General features: G+C 44.3%; 16 protein-coding genes. 9 read left to right on the forward strand and 7 right to left on the reverse strand.

All coding sequences use genetic code 11. The annotated features are described in order from the left end of the window. Nucleotides 1-438: 438 nt before the first annotated feature. From R7F64_RS09380 to R7F64_RS09395, 4 genes are all read right to left on the reverse strand, one after another. Nucleotides 439-1,302, reverse strand: a complete 864-nt coding sequence (locus R7F64_RS09380; RefSeq protein WP_054577715.1) for a hypothetical protein — start codon at nt 1,300-1,302, stop codon at nt 439-441. A 395-nt stretch (nt 1,303-1,697) separates the two neighbouring features. Beyond that, on the reverse strand, nt 1,698-1,964 hold the full coding sequence (locus R7F64_RS09385; RefSeq protein WP_005373876.1) for a hypothetical protein: 267 nt from the start codon (nt 1,962-1,964) through the stop codon (nt 1,698-1,700). Between the two features lie 324 nt (nt 1,965-2,288). After that, nucleotides 2,289-5,447, reverse strand: coding sequence for an efflux RND transporter permease subunit (locus R7F64_RS09390; protein ID WP_149192154.1), 3,159 nt, complete (start codon nt 5,445-5,447; stop codon nt 2,289-2,291). 13 nt (nt 5,448-5,460) lie between these two features. Beyond that, the gene (locus tag R7F64_RS09395) at nt 5,461-6,618 is read right to left on the reverse strand and encodes an efflux RND transporter periplasmic adaptor subunit (protein ID WP_318071631.1); all 1,158 of its coding nucleotides are present in this window, start codon (nt 6,616-6,618) and stop codon (nt 5,461-5,463) included. Between the two features lie 518 nt (nt 6,619-7,136). On the opposite strand from R7F64_RS09395, the gene R7F64_RS09400 reads away from it, so the two are divergent. Then, nucleotides 7,137-8,654 carry a phospholipase D family protein gene (locus R7F64_RS09400; protein WP_132936994.1) on the forward strand — a complete coding sequence of 506 codons (1,518 nt, stop codon included), beginning with the start codon at nt 7,137-7,139 and terminating at the stop codon, nt 8,652-8,654. 90 nt (nt 8,655-8,744) lie between these two features. Then, on the forward strand, nt 8,745-9,332 hold the full coding sequence (locus R7F64_RS09405) for a class I SAM-dependent methyltransferase (protein ID WP_318071632.1): 588 nt from the start codon (nt 8,745-8,747) through the stop codon (nt 9,330-9,332). A gap of 55 nt (nt 9,333-9,387) precedes the next feature. Here the strand turns inward: R7F64_RS09405 and R7F64_RS09410 are convergent, their stop codons facing one another. Beyond that, entirely contained in the window at nt 9,388-9,858 is a 471-nt protein-coding gene (locus tag R7F64_RS09410) for an ASCH domain-containing protein (protein ID WP_318071633.1), read from the reverse strand. Nucleotides 9,859-10,058: 200 nt separating this feature from the next. Here R7F64_RS09410 and R7F64_RS09415 point away from each other — a divergent pair, with 200 nt between their 5' ends. Continuing rightward, nucleotides 10,059-10,904 (forward strand): tetratricopeptide repeat protein, encoded by an 846-nt coding sequence (locus R7F64_RS09415; RefSeq protein ID WP_005373890.1) that lies wholly within the window; start codon nt 10,059-10,061, stop codon nt 10,902-10,904. A 13-nt stretch (nt 10,905-10,917) separates the two neighbouring features. Continuing rightward, entirely contained in the window at nt 10,918-11,313 is a 396-nt protein-coding gene (locus R7F64_RS09420; RefSeq protein WP_318071634.1) for a DUF2391 family protein, read from the forward strand. Between the two features lie 9 nt (nt 11,314-11,322). Here R7F64_RS09420 and soxR read toward each other — a convergent pair whose 3' ends face one another. Then, complete coding sequence (soxR, locus tag R7F64_RS09425) at nt 11,323-11,757, reverse strand: redox-sensitive transcriptional activator SoxR (RefSeq protein ID WP_005373898.1); 435 nt, start codon at nt 11,755-11,757, stop codon at nt 11,323-11,325. Nucleotides 11,758-11,958: 201 nt separating this feature from the next. Here soxR and R7F64_RS09430 point away from each other — a divergent pair, with 201 nt between their 5' ends. The 5 genes from R7F64_RS09430 to fusA all read left to right on the forward strand — a co-directional run bounded on the left by R7F64_RS09430 (nt 11,959) and on the right by fusA (nt 18,669). Further along, the gene (locus tag R7F64_RS09430) at nt 11,959-13,167 is read left to right on the forward strand and encodes an MFS transporter (RefSeq protein WP_318071635.1); all 1,209 of its coding nucleotides are present in this window, start codon (nt 11,959-11,961) and stop codon (nt 13,165-13,167) included. A gap of 153 nt (nt 13,168-13,320) precedes the next feature. After that, nucleotides 13,321-14,202 (forward strand): LysR family transcriptional regulator, encoded by an 882-nt coding sequence (locus R7F64_RS09435; protein WP_047102778.1) that lies wholly within the window; start codon nt 13,321-13,323, stop codon nt 14,200-14,202. Nucleotides 14,203-14,303: 101 nt separating this feature from the next. Next, nucleotides 14,304-15,308, forward strand: coding sequence for an N-acetyltransferase DgcN (gene dgcN / locus R7F64_RS09440; protein ID WP_262671753.1), 1,005 nt, complete (start codon nt 14,304-14,306; stop codon nt 15,306-15,308). A gap of 50 nt (nt 15,309-15,358) precedes the next feature. Beyond that, nucleotides 15,359-16,351 carry an N-acetyl-D-Glu racemase DgcA gene (gene dgcA, locus R7F64_RS09445; protein ID WP_213903205.1) on the forward strand — a complete coding sequence of 331 codons (993 nt, stop codon included), beginning with the start codon at nt 15,359-15,361 and terminating at the stop codon, nt 16,349-16,351. A gap of 293 nt (nt 16,352-16,644) precedes the next feature. Next, nucleotides 16,645-18,669 (forward strand): elongation factor G, encoded by a 2,025-nt coding sequence (gene fusA, locus R7F64_RS09450; RefSeq protein ID WP_318071636.1) that lies wholly within the window; start codon nt 16,645-16,647, stop codon nt 18,667-18,669. 75 nt (nt 18,670-18,744) lie between these two features. On the opposite strand, the gene R7F64_RS09455 is transcribed toward fusA, so the two are convergent. Next, nucleotides 18,745-18,939, reverse strand: a complete 195-nt coding sequence (locus tag R7F64_RS09455) for a hypothetical protein (protein WP_005373920.1) — start codon at nt 18,937-18,939, stop codon at nt 18,745-18,747. Nucleotides 18,940-19,018 lie beyond the last annotated feature (79 nt).

Genomic DNA, 19,018 nt, shown 5'->3' on the forward strand with positions numbered 1-19,018 from the left:
GTCGCTTTTTGTTCGATACCAATACGTTAAAAAAACACACAATCACTTAACAAACAGAGGGTTATTGTATCTCATTAAGTGTGAATATGAACAGTTAAGGATTAAGTATGTTGAGTTTTATATAACCAAATCAAATAACCAACACAAGATTTATAATATGTCTTATTGTCAAAAACGGCATTTCACAGAGTAAAAATACACGTAGGCAACACATTCACAATTTAAACTCACGATAATGAAAACATTGATTGAAGAATTAACATTTTAACAATCATTACAACAATGTTAACTTTAGCCTCGTTGGTCGCGCTGGTGGTAAGCCTCTCACCAAGCCTATTGTCAGTTTTATATGGACGTTCGACCACCTCCAAAATGAATAGACACCCAATTTGGTGCCCTTTTTTCGCCCGTGAAAGCATTCTTCGCGGGCTTTTTTCTTTAAGTTAAGTATGAACGCTCTGGATCAACTTTTTTTGCCAACCTTTCGGATTTGGAGGTAGTATGCGAATCAATAAGCGGAGACAGTGCTAGCAACTCTAAAACGTTTTTTTCAAAGATTTCATCCGCGTGTCTTACCCAATCTAAAAACTTTTTTTGAGCAAATATAGGCTCGATTTCATATAAAAATTCAATACTAAAGTAAAACTCATTTTTGATAGGCAAATTGTACACTCTTCGATAGTCTTTTTTATACTCCAAATTTCCTTCTACATATTTTGAAAATGTATTTTCACCAATCTTGATATCTTGGCATTTGATTGGAGGATAACCACGAAGAAACTCTCCTACAAGGAACTCTTCTTTCGCTCTCTTTTTTTCTTCGTTTATCGGGTCCATTCCCCAACGATGATTTGCATACGCAATGGCATCATTCATCAACTCTGTATGATCACCTTTTCGAGAGCCGTCAGGTGACTCTACAGCATGATAAAAATCCACGTACTCTTTCTCTATAAATGAAGATAGTTGATTAACACTAGTAATATATTTATCTGAAGATTTAATCCTTAACCGAATATATAAGCCACCTTGTTTATTGATTGGTAATAGTGGATTTATTATTTTATTTTGAAAAGAGAAATAAATCGTGGCCAATTTTATACACTTTTCATGTCGCTCTACTTTTGAATCAATATTGAACCGTTGTAATTCAATAAAATCTTGGTATACATGACCTTCATATATATTGTTCGGGCATTCAAATGATAGTACTAAGTCATCTATCTGGAATACATTATGTAACAAGTGTGCAAAATCTGGTTTTCCTCTAAAACCATCTTTACACATTTTAATAAAACTCATATGTCTATCTCTTATTCTTCAAATATGCATCAATACCTTTAAACGAGAGCCTGCAATATGAGTTCTAATTCAAGTAAAGGTAAGCCACATACTAAGGTATTATGAAGGTCAAAAAGGAGATCGGATCTTTTCTAAATTTTAAATATCTAACATCACCTCCACTTTACTGAAATCTACACTTTTAAAAGTTACATCCGCTCCATCCAGCAATAGCTCATCAAACACGCCAACTATTGATAATAGGCTTGAGGATCTGATCTCCACCCATGAAATGAGAAACAAAAAAGCCAGCCTTAAAAGGCTGGCAAGTAGAGCAACAAGGTCAGTGCTTACTGCTAACTAACACCGAACTCGTATTGGATTCATTTTCGTCTGTTAGTCTCTTTTATCGGCGTTTATGACTTGCTTGCTTTCTCTTTGTGGCACGTTACCTTTACTAACTGTTCTTGCTCATCTTTAATGTTTTTCACGATACGCTCATCACGTGCGTGAATGGCATCCATGTTCATTTGCTGAATATCTGCTATAGCTTCATGTTTCATTTCAGAAAAGTCCTGACGTAAATCTGAGCTCCACTCCTCTTTGTCTAAAGTGTTAGCAGCAGCGATTGGTGATGACATTACAGCAATAAGACTTAGAGTAGATAGAAATACGCTTTTCATAATAAGCTCCTTGAGGATTAGCAGTTAATTTTAATTACAATTCATATATTGCACATACGATGCCAACTTTTATTTTGTTATTTTTCAACAACTTAAATAAAACCTCATATTCAACGTTATCTTCGTCTGGTAAATTTCGCTAACCAAGTGTCAAATTAACCATGCGAATTTAAAACATTAGAAACATACATATTAGAAATGCTTTGTCAGGCAGTTTTCTCATCAGATAATTACGTAACTGCCCACTAAAAAATCACTTTGAATCAAAATGCGGAAACAAAAAAGCAGCCCGAAGGCTGCTCCTAATCGTTAACATCAAGCTTGTTAACTCGATACGCTTGCTTCAACGCTCGACGTCACTGGCGACTTTCTGAAACGATTAATCAAACGATGGATAAACCTCTTAATCGATCTGAAAATATTTTTAATATCTTCAAGCATTAAATACAAACAAGGCACCAACACTAAAGTCAGAACCGTTGCGTACAACACCGCAAAGCCCAAAGCGACAGCCATCGGTATGACAAAACGCGCCTGCAAACTCGTTTCAAACATTATCGGCAATACACCCGCAAACGTCGTTATTGAGGTGAGCGTGATAGCTCGAAAACGAGCACAACCCGCCTCAACAACCGCTTGTTTGATGTTCATACCCTTTTCTCTCACTTGGTTTACGTAATCTGTCATAACCAGAGAGTCGTTAATAACCACGCCAGCAGCGGCGATCAAACCAAATGTCGACATCATACTGATGTCTAAACCTAGCCAGAAATGGCCCCAAATCGCCCCCGTCAGACTAAACGGAATGACGGACATTACAATCAAAGGTTGGGTATAACTTTTTAACGGTACAGCTAACAAGATGTAGACGATGATCATGCCTGCAATAAAGAACAAAATCTGTTCATTACGCTGCGCAGCCTGCTCTTCAATATCACCACCCAATTCTGTTTTCACACTCGAGAACGCTTGCTTCATATCCGGCAAGATATTGTCGTCAATGACCTTAACGATTTCTTGAGGCTCAACCAATTCTTCGTCTATGGAACCATAAACATAAACGGTTTGATACCCGCCTTCACGTCGAATGCTACTCACGCCCGGCTGCTCATTGATCTTCACCACATCACCTAGCATGACCTTCTTACCTGCTGGTGTGGTAATCACAGCGTAACGCAATGATGAGAATGCTTCACGCGTCAATTGCGGGTAACGCACCATAACTTTAATTTCTTCACCATCACGAATAATGCGCTGTGCTTCGCCACCATAAAAGCTGCCACCAACTTGCTCTGCGATCATGGTGAGATCCAGACCGAGATCGTACGCTACAGGCGCAAGAGACAGGAGTACTTCTTTGCTTCCAGAATCAATAGAAGATGAAATATCATATAACCCTTCTTCCTGCTGTAAACGCTCTATCAAGTAACGCCCAGCCTCGTTGAGCTCATTGATGTTAGAACCAAACAACAAGTAACCAAACTCATCTCTGTCACCACCACCCGCACTCTGCTCGCGGATTTTGATGCTCTTCATACCTGGAATAACAGGCATAGCTTCACGCCAACGTCGAGCCAGTTCAAATGTATTGAACGGGCGTAACTCTTCATCAACAAGAGGTACTAATACTCGACCTTCGGTGCGGCTTCTGTTGTACGACAGCACATCACGAATCATTCCTTGACCATGTTCCGCAATGGTCTCAGATTCGATCTTTTGCATGACACGTTCAATAGTCTTGAGTGCACTGATTGTCTGCTCACTTGAAACGGTATCATTCATTTCAATAGTGATCGCAGGATAGTCAGTCGGCACTTTAGGGTTAGGGATCACCCGAACATAATTCGCGTTGATCAAAGCCGCGCTGATCAGCAGTAAACCACAGAACACCGCAAACACTGTCCAGCGCCAATGGGTGCATGTTGTTACAAAGTTACGATATGGACCATTTACAAAACCAAAAAAACGTTGGTTAAATCGGTCACGCCAGCCACCTGGTTTAACTGGCTTAAAATGGGTATGCGCCAAGTGCGCTGGTAGGATCAGCTTCGATTCAATCAAACTGAAGATCAAACAAAGAATCACGACCCCCGCGATACCATAAAAGAAGGCACTATCAATACCGCTAGACAACAAGAAAGGGGCAAACACAGCAATTGTGGTTAACACACCGAAAGTGGCTGGTGTGGCAACACGTTTTACACCACGAACCACGTTTTCGACGCCACCGCCCTTTTCTTCGATTTCACTGTACGCACTTTCTCCCATCACGATGGCGTCATCAACTACAATACCGAGCACCATAATGAAGGCAAAAAGAGACACGATGTTTACCGTGATCCCTAATGCAGGCATCATCATTACGGCACCGAGAAAACAGACAGGTAGCCCAATCATTACCCACATAGCCAAGCGGAAACGTAGGAAAATGGTCAGCATAATCGCGACTAATGCAGCGCCTTGCAGCAAGTTTTTCAACATCATGTCGAGACGCCCATTTAAATAGTAAGTCGTATCAACTAAGACTTTGAGCTTAACATCCTGCGGCAATGTCTTGTTTTTTGCTTCAATATAATTACGAACGGACTGTGCAACAGGGATAATGTTCTGGTCACGAGTTGCTTCAACAGACATGTAGATCGCATTCTGACCTGAGTATTCAAAGTAGCGCTCTTCTTCCGTAAAGCCATCTTTTATTGTGGCAATATCTTGCAACAGAACCTTTGCACCATTTGCGCCAAGCTTTACAGGAATATTTCTAAACTCATCACCACGGTAGTATTGGTTTTCAATCCTTACTGCAATCATCCCTGAGTTTGTTTTTACTTCGCCCGCAGAAAAGTTGGCTGAGTAACGGCTGATCGCGCTGCTGATATCGCTCAACGTCAGGTCGTATTTACGAAGAACAAGTGGGTCAACTTCAATCGCTATTTCTTCTTCTGGCGCACTCAGATACACCAGCATGACGTTTTCTAACTGAAGTAATTCATCTTCGATTTGCTTAGCAAGCAGTTTAAGCTCCTCGAGCGGTCGGTCCCCAACTAACCCCATTTCGATTACATCTTGGCGCCATTCAACTTGGTAGACATTGATTGGTTCCATACCCGCTGGTAAGTTAGACAAGGTATCAATACGTTGGTTTACATCATCCAAGACACGCTTGATATCGGCATTAACGTCTACCTCGATGGAAACATACGCGCTACCTCTAGAGGCCGTTGAGACTGCTTTTTTAATCCCGGTGACGTCTTTAATCGATTCCTCGACCTTAACGAGAATACTCTCTTCTATCTCTTGAGGAGAAGCGCCAGGATAAGTCGCACGAACATCAATGTAGTTCACCTCAATATTCGGAAACATCTGCCTTTGAATAAAGAGAAAACTCACCACACCCATGATAATGATGAACACCATCAAAAGGTTGGCAGCGACGGGATTATTCGCAAAATAGGCAATTAAGCCCTTTTGTTTAGTATCTTCCATGACATACTCCTACTTACTGTACGACGGTTTCGGAGTCGTCACTCTTTTTTGCGATTTGTACCGCCATGCCTTTTTGAGGGTACTCTGGTAAGGTCAGTACCAACTTATCACTTTGCTCTAAACCTTCGCCAACCAGCAAAAACTCACCTTCTGCTCTCAAAACCGTGACGGTTCTGGGTTGAAGTTGATTATCGCCATTCACCACCCACACGGTACGGTTTTTAACTAATTCCTGTGGCAAGCGGTAGATGTGCTTAAGTTCCTTACCAGTGAAGCTCACTTCAACGTAGGAGCCGAATTTAATTGGAGGCAGCTGGTTATCGACACCGTATGGGTCCGCGATTTGAATGACCATGTTAATCATTCGGGTAGCGCTATCAATCATGCCTAGATCACGAACTACTCGACCTTCTCTAGTGGTAGAAAACACACCTTGCTGCGTCACTGTCGCAGTGAGTTCACCAATGGATTCAGGTAAAAATGCACTATCAAAACCGGCAATGGGTACGTGCACCTCTGCCACTTCGATGTTGTTTAACGTGGCAACTCGAGAACCAGATGTAACAAATTGACCAACACCAATATCACGCTCAACAACCAGCGCATCGTAAGGTGCAACGACTTTGCAATTTTCTAACTCTCTTTTTGCTCGTTTGAGTGCCGCTTGAGCCGACTTCACTTGGGCTTGTGCGCTCAAAACGTGAGGTTTGCGTAAATACAGATCCGTCACTTGCTTATCGCTCAGTCTCTTTGCCTGACGTTTTGCCACTTCGGCTTTCGCTTGTTCCTCAATCAAGTTTGCGCGTGCACTAGCTAAATCGGCTTCAGCTTGTAAAACCGACGCTTCATAGTTGTCACTTTCAATTGTGAAAAGAACCTCTCCTCGTTTTACGATGCCACCCGTCACAAAATTCGGGTGCCAACTTGTAACTTCACCACTAACTTGCGCGGAAAGGTGTGTTTTTTCAAAAGGGACTAATTCTCCGTGACTGGTAATCACCACTTTGTGATCGGTAGGAAAAAGAGAAGAAGCCTGAACAGTAGGCTCTGTAATTGCATCTTTGGTTGACTCTTTTTCCGGCGCAGTTGCGGCAATTGCAGCATATCCTGCATAAGAGCCTCCAACGACGACGAAGGGTAAAAGCCAACGTAATATGGGTTTTGCTAACATCGAAAATCCTTTTTTATTGTTGTTTTCAACACCACACTTTTATTCAGTCCATTGCTCCCGGTAAGCATGGTGGTGAGAGAATTGAATTTGAATAAACATCAAAGCGGCACTTGCCTAGTCTTTTAAGCAGCGAACTAGATAGTTATTGCCAATTCAAAGTTAATAAAATTAACAAAAAATTAACCAACTGCGCAAGTTGCTCTGACTTAACTTTTATTCTAAACAGCAAATGACATGCCAAGCATTTATTTATTAGAAATCATATGGTTATATAAAAACCATTATTTTATCCAGTGTGCTATTGGTCATAATCACCAGATATTAGTGATTATGACCAATACGGCCATAATGATAATTAAAATAAATGATTATCTGCGCTCTAAAAGTTGAACTTAGTGCAGGCTCTATGGCAATTCATTGATTAATCGCTCGTTATCAAACGGTTCTGGGTGCATGTGGCGTCAGCTTAAGTCTATAATTTGGAGTAGGTAACACTCTGTAAGACAAGGAAATGTGCTTTGTTACAAACGCTCGCCAAGTTGCTCTTCCCCTCGCTGCTCACTATTTTATCGGCATGCTCATCCGTATCGTTGAATGACGCCAGTGAAAAGTCCACCAGCTTTCAGCTCGGTTATCAAAAGGATTCTGTTCTTGCGCAGTACTTTGAAGCTTACGGGAGAGACCCTAAGTCCATAACTGGCTTTGCACCGTTAAATCAGGGACACGATGCACTTCTTGCTCGAACCTCTTTGATCGAGTCCGCCCAGAAAAGCCTTGATCTTCAATACTATATTTACCGTGGTGACGAAACGAGTCAGCTAATAACGTGGCGCTTGTATGAAGCGGCAAAGCGTGGTGTTCGAGTAAGGCTGTTGCTTGACGATATGCAAAAGCGAAACGACGATGTGATGGCTGCCCTCAATGCACATCCTAATATAGAAATCCGCTTATTTAACCCGCATCAGTATCGCGACTCCCGTTGGTTCGCTCTTGCTAGCGATTTTAAACGCCTTAATCGTCGTATGCACAATAAGTCTCTGATTGCAGACAGTGTTTCCGCCATTGTCGGAGGTAGAAATATCGGCAATGAATACTTCTCTTTTGAATCGCAAGTTGAGTTTGGTGATTTTGATCTTCTGCTCTATGGTGAGGCGGTACAACAAACTGCCGATCAGTTCGACCTCTACTGGAATAGCGCCTATTCGATACCAATGGAATGGATTACACCGAATTCACAGCAAATTACCGACCAAGCGATTCAAAAGCAGGTCAATAAACTCCGGTTAGAGGAAAAGTTTTCAACCGGCCGCTATGACTTCACTCAACTGGATATGTACCAAGATCTAAAACAAGGCAAACTCAAGCTCTACTGGGGAGAAGCGAAAGTATGGTTTGATCTGCCCGATAAAGTCGCGACCCGAGAGAGCCAACTTATTGATAATTTGTCGGAATTGGTTAAAAGTGTTGAGGATTCATTTGTGCTCATTTCTCCCTATTTCGTTCCAACTGAAGCAGGTACTCAAGCATTAAGTAACGCGGCCAAGCGAGGCGTTGATATCACGATTGTGACCAATAGCCTCGCGTCTAACGATGTGTTTGCCGTGCATGGTTGGTACGCAAAATATCGAAAAGATCTACTCGAAGCTGGAATCAAGCTTTGGGAAGTAAAAGCGAGCGCGAAACTCAAAAGTAAGTGGAGCCTCACGGGGAGTAGCAGAGCAAGTTTACACGCTAAAGCAATGACAATTGATAACAAAACACTTTTCGTTGGTTCGATGAACTGGGACCCACGTTCGGCCGCTTTGAATACCGAAATGGCCGTTGTTATCGAACAGCCAGAATATGTGCAAATGTTTCTGGAACAACTGCCGAATCAACTGTCGAGTAACGCCTATGCCTTAACTCTGCGCGACGGGGACATTGTCTGGACCGACGTAAAAACAGGCGAAGAATACGACTCCGAACCAGAAGCAGGAGTATGGCGAAAAATGGGCGCTTGGTTCTCCGGAATATTACCGATTGAAGATCAGCTATAACAGCTGCCAATACTGCAAACCTCCCCAGTCAAGCAAAACAAAATGGACGCTAGTTTTGGGCAGGGGACACAACCAACATAAGGAAGTTCAATGCCAGCGCAATGGAATGAATACTATCAGAAAATTTTAAGCCAACCTCACCGCCCAAACGTGGAAAATGCCGTAAACCGGCTTAAGATAGAGGGCAAAGTCGCTCTTGATGTTGGCTGCGGAATAGGTCGAGACAGCCACTTTCTACTCGAACAGGGATTTAAGGTTCACGCATGTGATAGCAATGAAGATGCAGTAAAAACTTGTTTAACACGCTTTGAAGGTAATAAGCGATTTTCGGTTTCGCAGTGCTGTTTTACTGAATTTAATTACCCTCAGTGCAGCTTGGTTATCGCAAATACCAGTTTGTTCTTTTGCCCTGACACAGGCTTCAAACAAGTCTGGAAAAAAATAGACAGCGCATTACAACCGGGCGGTATCTTCTGCGGCGATTTCTTGGGAGTGAAAGACTCCTGGGTTACCTCCGAAATGCATCCAAACATTACCGCATTAACAAAAAAGGAAGTGGAAAGCTTATTCGAGGGTTACGACCTCATTTCATTGCATGAAAGAGATGAAGACGGGACCACTGTAGTAGGAAGCCAAAAACATTGGCATATGTTTAGTGTGACCGCTCGAAAGCGCTAAAAAATGGTCTCTCAATAAAGAAAGCAGCACTTCAAATCAGTGCTGCTATCAGAGATTAATTGACGGGATACACCACTTCAAAACGCTCTAAAACCAGCGTACGTTTCTCATGCCAATCGATGTTCAACTCATCGCATTCAGCTTTAAAAAATGCAGTATGAGCATCACGCCACCAGTTTAAGGTTCTATCACCTTCGCCCTCTGCGTAGGCAAACTCTGCGGTTACATCCTCATATTTGCATGTACTTACGTCAGTAATTCGTATCACGCAAACCGGGTCCCCATCCCAATTCGTCACTACTTGTAAATGACCGACTTGGGGCATGGTTTCACCACGATCTCGATACCAAAGCTCCAAACTGCACGATGCAGTTTTCTGTCCAATACGAACCAAGTCTGCACATACATTCGCGTTGTGTTCATCGGCACAATAATAGTCAGCACTGACTGATGGTACAGCTTCCCTTTGTTCTGGCGATAATAATTCTAGGAATTGTTCTAAGTAATCCTTAGCTCGCGCGTCCATGCTCACTCCATTAATCATAAATTCGCAAGGAGGATAAAAGATATCACAACAAATAACCACCAGGAACAAACTGAAAAACAACAAGAATATGACTTCTACGAAGACGACAGTTATTTCTTTTGTAATAACTTTGCTAAACGTTTGTGCTATTTGCTATTGTTGCATGGTCTATCTGTACTCTTCTCGTGAAAGGACGTTATATGCGCTTATTTATTGGTATTTTTTTCTCGCTGATACTTGCCTTGCCAACAATGGCATCGGAGGAAAAGTATTCAGAATCGGATCTGTTAGATAGACCATTAATGGAACGCTATATTTTAGATGAACTAAAAGCGCTGCGTCAGGACTATCAAAGCCTAGAAAAGCGAATGATCACAGAGATCACCGATCGCGAGCTAACGGTCGCAGATAAATCGTTGAACTATGCCAACGTGACCGTTACATACTTCTTCTACATCATTGCTGGTGTCGCATCGCTGATTGCCTTTGTCGGATGGCAATCTCTGCGCGAGTTTAAACACAACACCAAAGAGATGGCTGATAAACGATTGGAGAAGATCGCCCAAGAATATGAGAAAAAGTTTGTCGCCCTTGAGCGAGATTTAAAACGCAAAACTCGCATTATCAGCGAAAACAACAAAGAGATTGAGAAAATCAACGAGATCCATAACTTATGGCTACGTGCACAAAGCTCTCAAACTCCAGAACAACGTATTGAAATCTATGATGAAATCTTATTAATTCGTCCAGGTGATTTAGAAGCGTTGACTTACAAAGCCGACGCAGCGATGGAAATCAACGAATACCATTGGGCACTTAGCATTTGTAACCGCGTACTTGAAGTCGATTACACCAACGGCCCTGCACTGTATCAACGCGCGTGTGCATACTCTCGCCTTGGTATCGAAGAGCAAGCTATTGAAGACTTGGAACGCGCAATTGAATACAGCCCATCCATTCGTGATTTACTTGCCGAAGAACGAGACCTCGAATTGCTGCACGGTAATGAGCGTTTTGAAAAGCTCTTACATCTAGCAAGCGAATAATGGAATAAACAGCATGAGCAGCCACTTTAATCTAGAAGACGCTAGCCAAGTATTGGTTGGTGCTTTTGCCCTAGCAGTCCCGATCTCATTTTCGGAGGAAGCGTGGCGATTGGGTGAGAGCCTACCAATGGCAAACTTGCTCATGCTGTTAAGTCTTTCTGTCATTTTCCTCAGTTTTTTCGCGTATCAAAGCGTGTTTCAAAGCCACATCAAGAATCGCGTATCCATCTTTATTTTTCGTGTGGTTATCGCGTACTTCATTGCGGCCGTTGTGGTAGCGTTAGTTCTTTTCTGTCTTGATAAACTGCCACTCATGAATGAGCCTTTGGTTGCGATAAAACGCGTTATCGTCATCACAATGCCTGCTTCGATGGGCGCGATCGTAGTCGACAGTTTCGACAAAGAATAGAGATAATCGCTACTCTTCTTCTAACGTTAAGTTCGACCCCGAGTGGTCTTTCCCTAATACATCCTCTGGGTTTCGCAGTGCGCAGGTTTCTAACGACAAGCACCCGCAGCCAATGCATCCGCCTAAATCGTTTTGCAACGCTTTAAGTTTTTGAATCTTTTGTTCTAACTGTTCATGCCAATGGCTTGCCATTTCTTCCCATTGCGCTTTGTTAGGGGCTTGGTGTTTCGGCAGTTCATCTAACGCATGTTTAATTTCTTCTAACGACAACCCAACTTGCTGCGCTGCTTTGATCACCGCAACACGGCGCAACACACTGCGATGGTAGCGACGCTGATTACCTTGATTTCTCCAGCTCGAAATCAGTCCTTTTTGCTCGTAAAAATGTAGGGCAGATACTTTCACTCCAGAACGTTTTGCCACTTCTCCTACGCTGATTTCCATCCTTGACTCCCTGTGTATCAATTTTGTTAAAAAAATGCTTTACCTCAAGTTTACTTGAGGTTTTAAAGTTGCACCATCTTAATTAACGCTAAACCCCGGCGATCTCAAGATAATGTGTTCAGCGCGAACGACTTGGTTGTTAAACACAAGACAGTTGGACATCAACCTTTTGAAATCCATCGGGAGTTAGAGGCAAACATAATGAAAAATAAAACTCAGCCGTACTTAGCTGGCCGCTTCTTCGACAGCATTTCCTCTGGCTTATTCATGATGGCGCTGCCATGGGTCATGCTTTCCGAACCTAACATGGGCACTTTCGTAGCTTTAGTTTCTCTGAGCTGCACCGCGATTTCTTTTCTAGCAACGCCTTTCTTTTCCACTTTAATTGACCGACATTCACGCAAAGTACTACTCGTGCTCAATCAATGGATTCAATCGGGTATGGCTTTGGTGGTGTTCATTGCTTATTGGTTAGGGTTTGAGTCACACTGGTTACTGGCTTTTGCGCAATTGGTGTATTGGGTTTCGAGTAATTTTGCATGGACGACCAACAACGCCTTCACCCAAGAAAATTATCAGCACCATGAGTATGCGAAAATTTCGGGTCAGCAAGAAATTGTAATGCAATCCACGACCCTCGGAGCTGGCGCGTTGGGTATTGTTTTGCTTGAAATGTGGGGTATGAAAGAGTTTGCTTTGTTTGCGGCCAGCGCCTCTGCGTTAGCGGCGATGTTCTATATTCTGACGCCTTATACCCAACAATTAAGGGCATCAAAATCCGTTGCTTTCATCGCGCAACTCAAAGAGAGCAAGCAAATATTCCGTCTCGAACCCAGATTTTATGGCTTTATTCTGCTCTCTTGCCTCTCTTATCCTGCATTGACGTATTTGAGCAAACTGGTGCCGATTTGGTTTTCTGAACAAGGCATCTCTGGCGATTGGTTTGCAGGGTTCAACATCAGTTTTGGCCTCGGCTCGTTGCTAACCGGCTTCATTGTCACCAAAGTGCTAAGCCGTGCCTCCCATAGCCACATTATGTTCGCTTCGATGGTTATGGTCTCTTTTGCGCTTATCGGGATGAGTTTTGCGATGAGCCCGCTGACCATCTTATTGTTTACGGCGCTGTTTGGCGTATTTAACGCGCTAAATCGCATTGCGAGAGTCAACTGGATGCATCACACCGTAGCGGTTCATCAACGAGGTCGCGTCGATGGCGGCATCAGCATGTTTGCCACCACCATTCAATCTCTCAGTTACGTCCTGATTGCAATATTGAGTCATTACGAGCTAACACAATACGGTTTTGCAATAGCAGCTGTTGTCATGGTATTAGCAGTGATTTTGATGGGATTACTCAGTCGAGACGTCGAGCCGTTTAACGACCTGCCCCTTCATGCAGCAGCAAAGTGAAGCATAGAAATTGAGAAGTTGAGAAATTGAAAAAGCGAGATAGGAAGGCAACCAACATCGTCTTCCTATTTTTACGCCAGCACTTTTGCCTCTATCGCTTATCAGCAAGGTTAGGTATTCTGAGGTGACCAACATGAGCAGGGGGAAATCGCAGTGAACTTAAGGCAATTAGAAGTCTTTTACGCCATTATGCAAGCAGGAACGGTGTCAGGCGCGGCTCGCTTACTGCACGTTTCCCAACCTAATGTCACTCGAGTTCTCGCCCATACAGAACAACAACTGAGCTTCGCTTTATTTGAGCGTGTAAAAGGTCGCCTCGTTCCCACTCAAGAAGCCAAAGCCTTATTGCCAGAGGCTGAAAAAGTCTATCAACAACTCGGACAATTTCGCTCTCTGACCAACAAAGTCAAACAGGGAACTCAACATTTACGAGTTGGTGCTCCGCCTGTTTTGGCCGCACACTTGTTAGCGCCGACTGTCGCGTTGCTGTCGAAAGAGCACGGCATCTCCTTTGAGCTCTCAACGGCTAATCGCGATGAGCTGTGCTCAGGTTTACTGAAACATGAATTGGATGTCGCCATTGCGTTCGGTGAAGAAACGCCACCAGCGATCATGGGACACATGTTATTAAAAGAAAACTTGGCACTAATTGCCCCTAAAAGCGCAGCGATACCCACAGAAAAAACCGTCACTTTAGAAGAACTCATCAGTCACGATTTACCCATTATCGGTTTAGATAGCCGAGACCCTCTGGGCTTATTGCTGCATCAAACCTTATCGGCGCGTGACGAGCATTATCAACATGCCATCACCGTCCGCAGCTACTCCGCGGCGGCTGAACTGGTGAAAAACGAAGCAGGATTCGCGATTGTAGACCCTTGGACTGCAAAACAATATCGCCAAGATAATGCCGTTTCCGTGCATGCTTTGGAGCCAAATATGTCCTTCTCTGTCTCTATTTTATTCGCAGAGCACACACCTCAATCCATTGCGACAAAGCAATTTATCACCGCTCTAAAACAACAGATGGTTTAAAGGTATAACCTGAAGTTATACCTGCCTAACAAATAAGCATTCGGTTTCCTAAATCAGTCTGGCTAAATTAATGAGCAATAACGATGACGAAGGGAACCATCATGCAAATTGCTCAACCTTACCTACTTTTTCTTGGCGATGTAACCGATCCACTTGCAGCAAAAACCGCGCGTGGCATTTACCAATGGCGACCTGAGATTTGCCTTGGCCAAATCCGCCTGACGCCAGAAACCGTATCGCTTGGTTTAACCGACATGACAATACAACAAGCGCAGCAGCAAGGAGCAAAAACGCTGGTGCTCGGCACGGCAAATCCAGGAGGCGTCATTCCCGAAGCTTGGCAAGCAACCTTACTTGAAGCGGCAGAGATGGGATTTGAAATTGCATCGGGCATGCATCAACGTTTGGCGGAATTTTCTCCTCTTGCCGATCTAGAACAACGCGGATTAACCAAACTGTATGATGTTCGCCATTATGATGCCCCGCTCAAGGTCGGCAATGGCAAAGCTCGTGCAGGCAAGCGAGTACTTACTGTAGGAACAGATTGCTCCGTTGGCAAAATGTACTCTGCCCTTGCCATTGAGTATGCATTGAAGCGTAAAAACTGTCGTGCAGAGTTCAAAGCAACGGGTCAAACCGGAATTCTCATCGCAGGCAGTGGCATTTCGATTGATGCTGTAGTTGCCGATTTTATCTCCGGCGCAGTAGAAGCGATCAGCCCTGAGTTCACCGATCACGATTGGGACATCATCGAAGGGCAAGGTTCATTGTTTAACCCTTCGTTTGCTGGCGTAAGTTTGGGCTTACTTCACGGCGCACAAGCTGACGCTCTGATACTGTGCCATGAGATTGGTCGCCCGCACATCCGCAACTTACCACATGCGAGCTTGCCAACCATTGAACAAACGATAGAAGCGAATCTGGCCGCTGCTCGCCTAACAAATCCAAACGCTCAATTAGTGGGTATTTGCTTAAACACTTCGGCGCTCAGCGAAGAAGATGCAGCCCAGTTATGCCAGGATTGGAGCGACAAATACCAAGTGCCCGTCACCGACCCTGTACGTTTTGGCGTTGATGCGGTTGCAGATAGGCTTCTTACGATTTAGGAAACATTTACGGTTTAGAAAATAACTGCGGTTTAGGGGAAACTAGTGAGATGAAAATTCATGTAGAACCTGTCACGATTGCCATGGCGACACCATTTCGCATCTCTCGCGGCAGTCGGACAGAGTGCCACGTAGTCCGAGTGACAATTGAACATCGAGGCATGACCGCCCAAGGTGAATGCACGCCATACCCTCGTTATGGTGAATCGGTTGAGTCGGTGATTAAGGCGATTTCTCACGCCGCACATGAACTGCAAAGTTTGTATGCCAAAGGCGAAGCTGATGTCATGGCTCTCAAAAGCAAGCTTCAATCGTTATTGCCCGCAGGGGCGGCAAGAAATGCATTGGATTGCGCCCTTTGGCATCTTCACGCGCTTTTGAGCCACAAGCAGCAGGTTCACGACCTCTTTACGTTACCTGAGGCGGTTGTGACGGCGATGACGGTTTCTATCGACACGCCGCAAGCGATGGCCAAACAGGCGCAAGCTTACCTTAGCCAAGGCGCAAAACTGCTTAAGGTAAAACTGGATGGTGAAAACGTGATTGAGCGCGTTGCAGCAGTACGCGATGCCGCGCCGCACGCGCAAATTGTTTTAGATGCGAATGAAGCATGGCAAAGCCTCGATCTCGCGACGGTATTTGCTCAACTCGAACCGTTAGACATCACCATGATCGAACAACCGTTGCCACAAGACTGCGATGACGTACTCGCCAGCATTCCACACCCCATTCCACTTTGCGCCGATGAAAGTTGTCACACCAGAGAGCAATTGCATCAGTTGGTTGGCAAATATGAAATGGTGAATATTAAGCTAGATAAAACTGGCGGGCTCACTGAAGCACTATTATTAGCCGACGACGCCCAAAAACTCGGTTTTAGCCTCATGTCCGGTTGTATGTTGGGGACGTCGCTGGCGATGCGAGCCGCGTTACCTATTGCAGCTCAGGCGAGCGTTGTCGATCTTGATGGCCCGGTGTTACTAGGACAAGATGTAACGCCAAGCTTGGTTTATCGCGACGGCGAAATCGTTCTTTCCAAATAGCCTAAACAATCCAGAGGTTTTGCTCCAAAAGTCAGAACCTCTGAGTTTATGATCTCGATTAAAAAATAATCAGCCCCATCATGAAATAAGTCACATAAATTATATGGTTATTGAGGCATGCTAAGATTCCAGTAGTCCAAGAAGGTGATCTTATGCATCGAGTCATCCGGAAAATGACGTGGAAAACGAATAGGCGGTAATCCCGCCCTACTCCAATGCAGTGCGTGGGTTTCTATAACAACCCACTTCCTAGCAATTCGTAGGTTTTTCACGCCATCTTGCAAGGAGGCTCTATGCCTATCAATAAAATACGCAATATCGCTTTTGTCGGTCAAACCGGGACCGGTAAAACCACACTGATAGAAAAATTGCTCTTCACCTGCGATGCCACCCACCATTTAGGCAGCGTAGAAAAAGGCGATACCGTTACCGACTTCGACCCTCAATCCATCCAATATCAACACAGTATTGAAGCAACGCCAGTCGCACTGCGCTGGAATAAACACCGGCTCAATATCATCGACACTCCGGGACAAAACGAGTTACTTGGCCGTACGATCAGCGTTTTTCCCGCCGTTGAAACATCCGCCCTTGTCATCGACCCTCAAACACCGCTTAACCAAACTTCCGATCGCTTATTCACCTTTGCTAAAGAGCAGCAAAAATGTCAGATGATCATCATCAATAAGCTCGATAACCACGGTAATCAGTTAGAAAGATTGATGGAGAACATCGTTGAGCATTTTGGTGACCACTGCTTGCCGATCAACTTACCTTCGGCTGACGGGGAATCTGTAGTTGACTGCTATTTCGAACCAGAATTGGGACGAGAAACCTTACTTACGACGGTAGATGAAGCTCATGAGACCTTAATTGACCAAGTCATCGAAGTCGATGAAGAACTGATGGAACTGTATCTGGAACAAGGCTCCGAACTCACCGCAGAGCAACTGCATGATCCGTTTGAAGAAGCACTGAGAACTGGACATGTGATTCCGGTCTGTTTTGTCTCAGCACAAACCGGGGCGGGCGTCGAGCTGCTGCTACGCACCTTGGCGGAGATCATGCCCATGCCAAACGAAGGTAACCCTCCTCAACTGGAAAAGAACGGCAAAAAAATCAAAGTAAATTGCGAAACCTTAGAGCACACCGTCGCACACGTGTACAAAGTCAGCGTCGACCCATATATGGGAAAACTTGCCTACTTACGTGTGTATCAGGGGGAAATCAATGCGGGCAGCCAGCTTTATATTGGCGAAAGCAACAAGGCATTTAAAGTTGGGCACTTATATCAACTGCAGGGCAAAGATAGAACCGAGATCCCTCGCGCGCTTGCGGGCGACTTCTGCGTTTTAGCCAAAGTGGATGATCTCGAATTCGATTCAATCGTTCATGACTCTCACGAAGAAGATGGTGTTCAACTCAAGACGTTGGACCTTCCTGACTCCATGTATTCTTTGTGCTTGAAGCCTCTTAAGCGTGGAGATGAGCAAAAATTAGGAGATGTGCTGAATAAAATTGCCAGTGAAGATCCTTCGCTGCGCATCGAACATCGCGCTCGCACCAACGAAACCATCATCAGCGGCCAAGGGGAGTTTCACCTCAAAGTCGCATTAGAAAAGATGGCGAACGTGTACAAACTGGACGTCGAAACCTGCCAACCAAGCGTCGAATACTTTGAAACCATCACCAAACCTGCCGAAGGGCATTATCGACACAAAAAACAAAGTGGCGGTGCAGGCCAGTTTGGTGAAGTGCAATTGAAGGTTCGTCCACTCGAACGTGGTGCCGGATTTAAGTTCATCAACAAAGTGGTGGGTGGCGCCATCCCAACCGCGCTCATTCCTGCTGTTGAAAAAGGTATTTTGCAAGCGTTAGAGGAAGGTGCGATTTCTGGCAACCCAATTAAGGATGTGGAAGTCACCGTTTATGACGGTAAATATCACCCCGTCGATTCAAAAGAAATTGCGTTTGTCATCGCAGGTAAGAAAGCCTTTTTAGATGCGATTAACAACGCCGATCCTATTGTGCTAGAACCCATTGTCCAGATGGAACTGCACATCCCAACCGCGAATGTTGGCGATGTTTCTGGTGATTTATCTGGCAACCGAGGCTTAATCGAAGGCTCCGAGCCAATCGACAGCAGCTTCACCTTACTCAGAGCCAAGTCACCTGTAAACGAGCTGCAAGATTACGCTCGTCGATTACGCTCTATCACTGGTGGTGAAGGCAGCTTTAGTATGACCTTAAGCCATTACGAGCCTGCGCCACCAGCAGTGCAAAAACAGGTCTGCCAAGGCAGTACACAAAAAGGTTAATTCCCTAAGATTCAAATCAATCACATAAACAAAAAAGCGCCCTCATTTTGAGGGCGCTTTTAGGTAAAAGAAAAATTATTTATCGAGAGACAAACCTATCTGACTGATTTTGCTTTCAAACTCTTCGATGCTGTTCGCTTTGTAAGTCGGAGCACCGTTAAAGTAGCGCGGTTTCTCTGGCAGCATCGCATTTTTCAGCTCTTGTTCTTGATCGATATTGTCATGGTAAACCGTTACACGATTTGGAATATCCTGCTTCATTACAGCCATTTTGGTTCTCCTTTATTAAGACGAATAGTAAGCGTAGAACGAATTTATCGGAGTACAGGCGAGACTGTGTAAAATTTAG

Source organism: Vibrio sp. Vb1980, assembly GCF_033338615.1.
Classification (GTDB): Bacteria; Pseudomonadota; Gammaproteobacteria; order Enterobacterales; family Vibrionaceae; genus Vibrio; species Vibrio alginolyticus.

Coding starts and splice junctions, on each gene's coding strand:
- R7F64_RS09420 (WP_318071634.1), top strand. CDS start 10,918: ATGAGCAGCCACTTTAATCTAGAAGACGCTAGCCAAGTATTGGTTGGT.
- R7F64_RS09415 (WP_005373890.1), top strand. CDS start 10,059: ATGCGCTTATTTATTGGTATTTTTTTCTCGCTGATACTTGCCTTGCCA.
- R7F64_RS09410 (WP_318071633.1), bottom strand. CDS start 9,858: ATGGACGCGCGAGCTAAGGATTACTTAGAACAATTCCTAGAATTATTA.
- R7F64_RS09395 (WP_318071631.1), bottom strand. CDS start 6,618: ATGTTAGCAAAACCCATATTACGTTGGCTTTTACCCTTCGTCGTCGTT.
- R7F64_RS09405 (WP_318071632.1), top strand. CDS start 8,745: ATGCCAGCGCAATGGAATGAATACTATCAGAAAATTTTAAGCCAACCT.
- R7F64_RS09390 (WP_149192154.1), bottom strand. CDS start 5,447: ATGGAAGATACTAAACAAAAGGGCTTAATTGCCTATTTTGCGAATAAT.
- dgcA (WP_213903205.1), top strand. CDS start 15,359: ATGAAAATTCATGTAGAACCTGTCACGATTGCCATGGCGACACCATTT.
- R7F64_RS09430 (WP_318071635.1), top strand. CDS start 11,959: ATGAAAAATAAAACTCAGCCGTACTTAGCTGGCCGCTTCTTCGACAGC.
- dgcN (WP_262671753.1), top strand. CDS start 14,304: ATGCAAATTGCTCAACCTTACCTACTTTTTCTTGGCGATGTAACCGAT.
- R7F64_RS09455 (WP_005373920.1), bottom strand. CDS start 18,939: ATGGCTGTAATGAAGCAGGATATTCCAAATCGTGTAACGGTTTACCAT.
- fusA (WP_318071636.1), top strand. CDS start 16,645: ATGCCTATCAATAAAATACGCAATATCGCTTTTGTCGGTCAAACCGGG.
- soxR (WP_005373898.1), bottom strand. CDS start 11,757: ATGGAAATCAGCGTAGGAGAAGTGGCAAAACGTTCTGGAGTGAAAGTA.
- R7F64_RS09380 (WP_054577715.1), bottom strand. CDS start 1,302: ATGAGTTTTATTAAAATGTGTAAAGATGGTTTTAGAGGAAAACCAGAT.
- R7F64_RS09385 (WP_005373876.1), bottom strand. CDS start 1,964: ATGAAAAGCGTATTTCTATCTACTCTAAGTCTTATTGCTGTAATGTCA.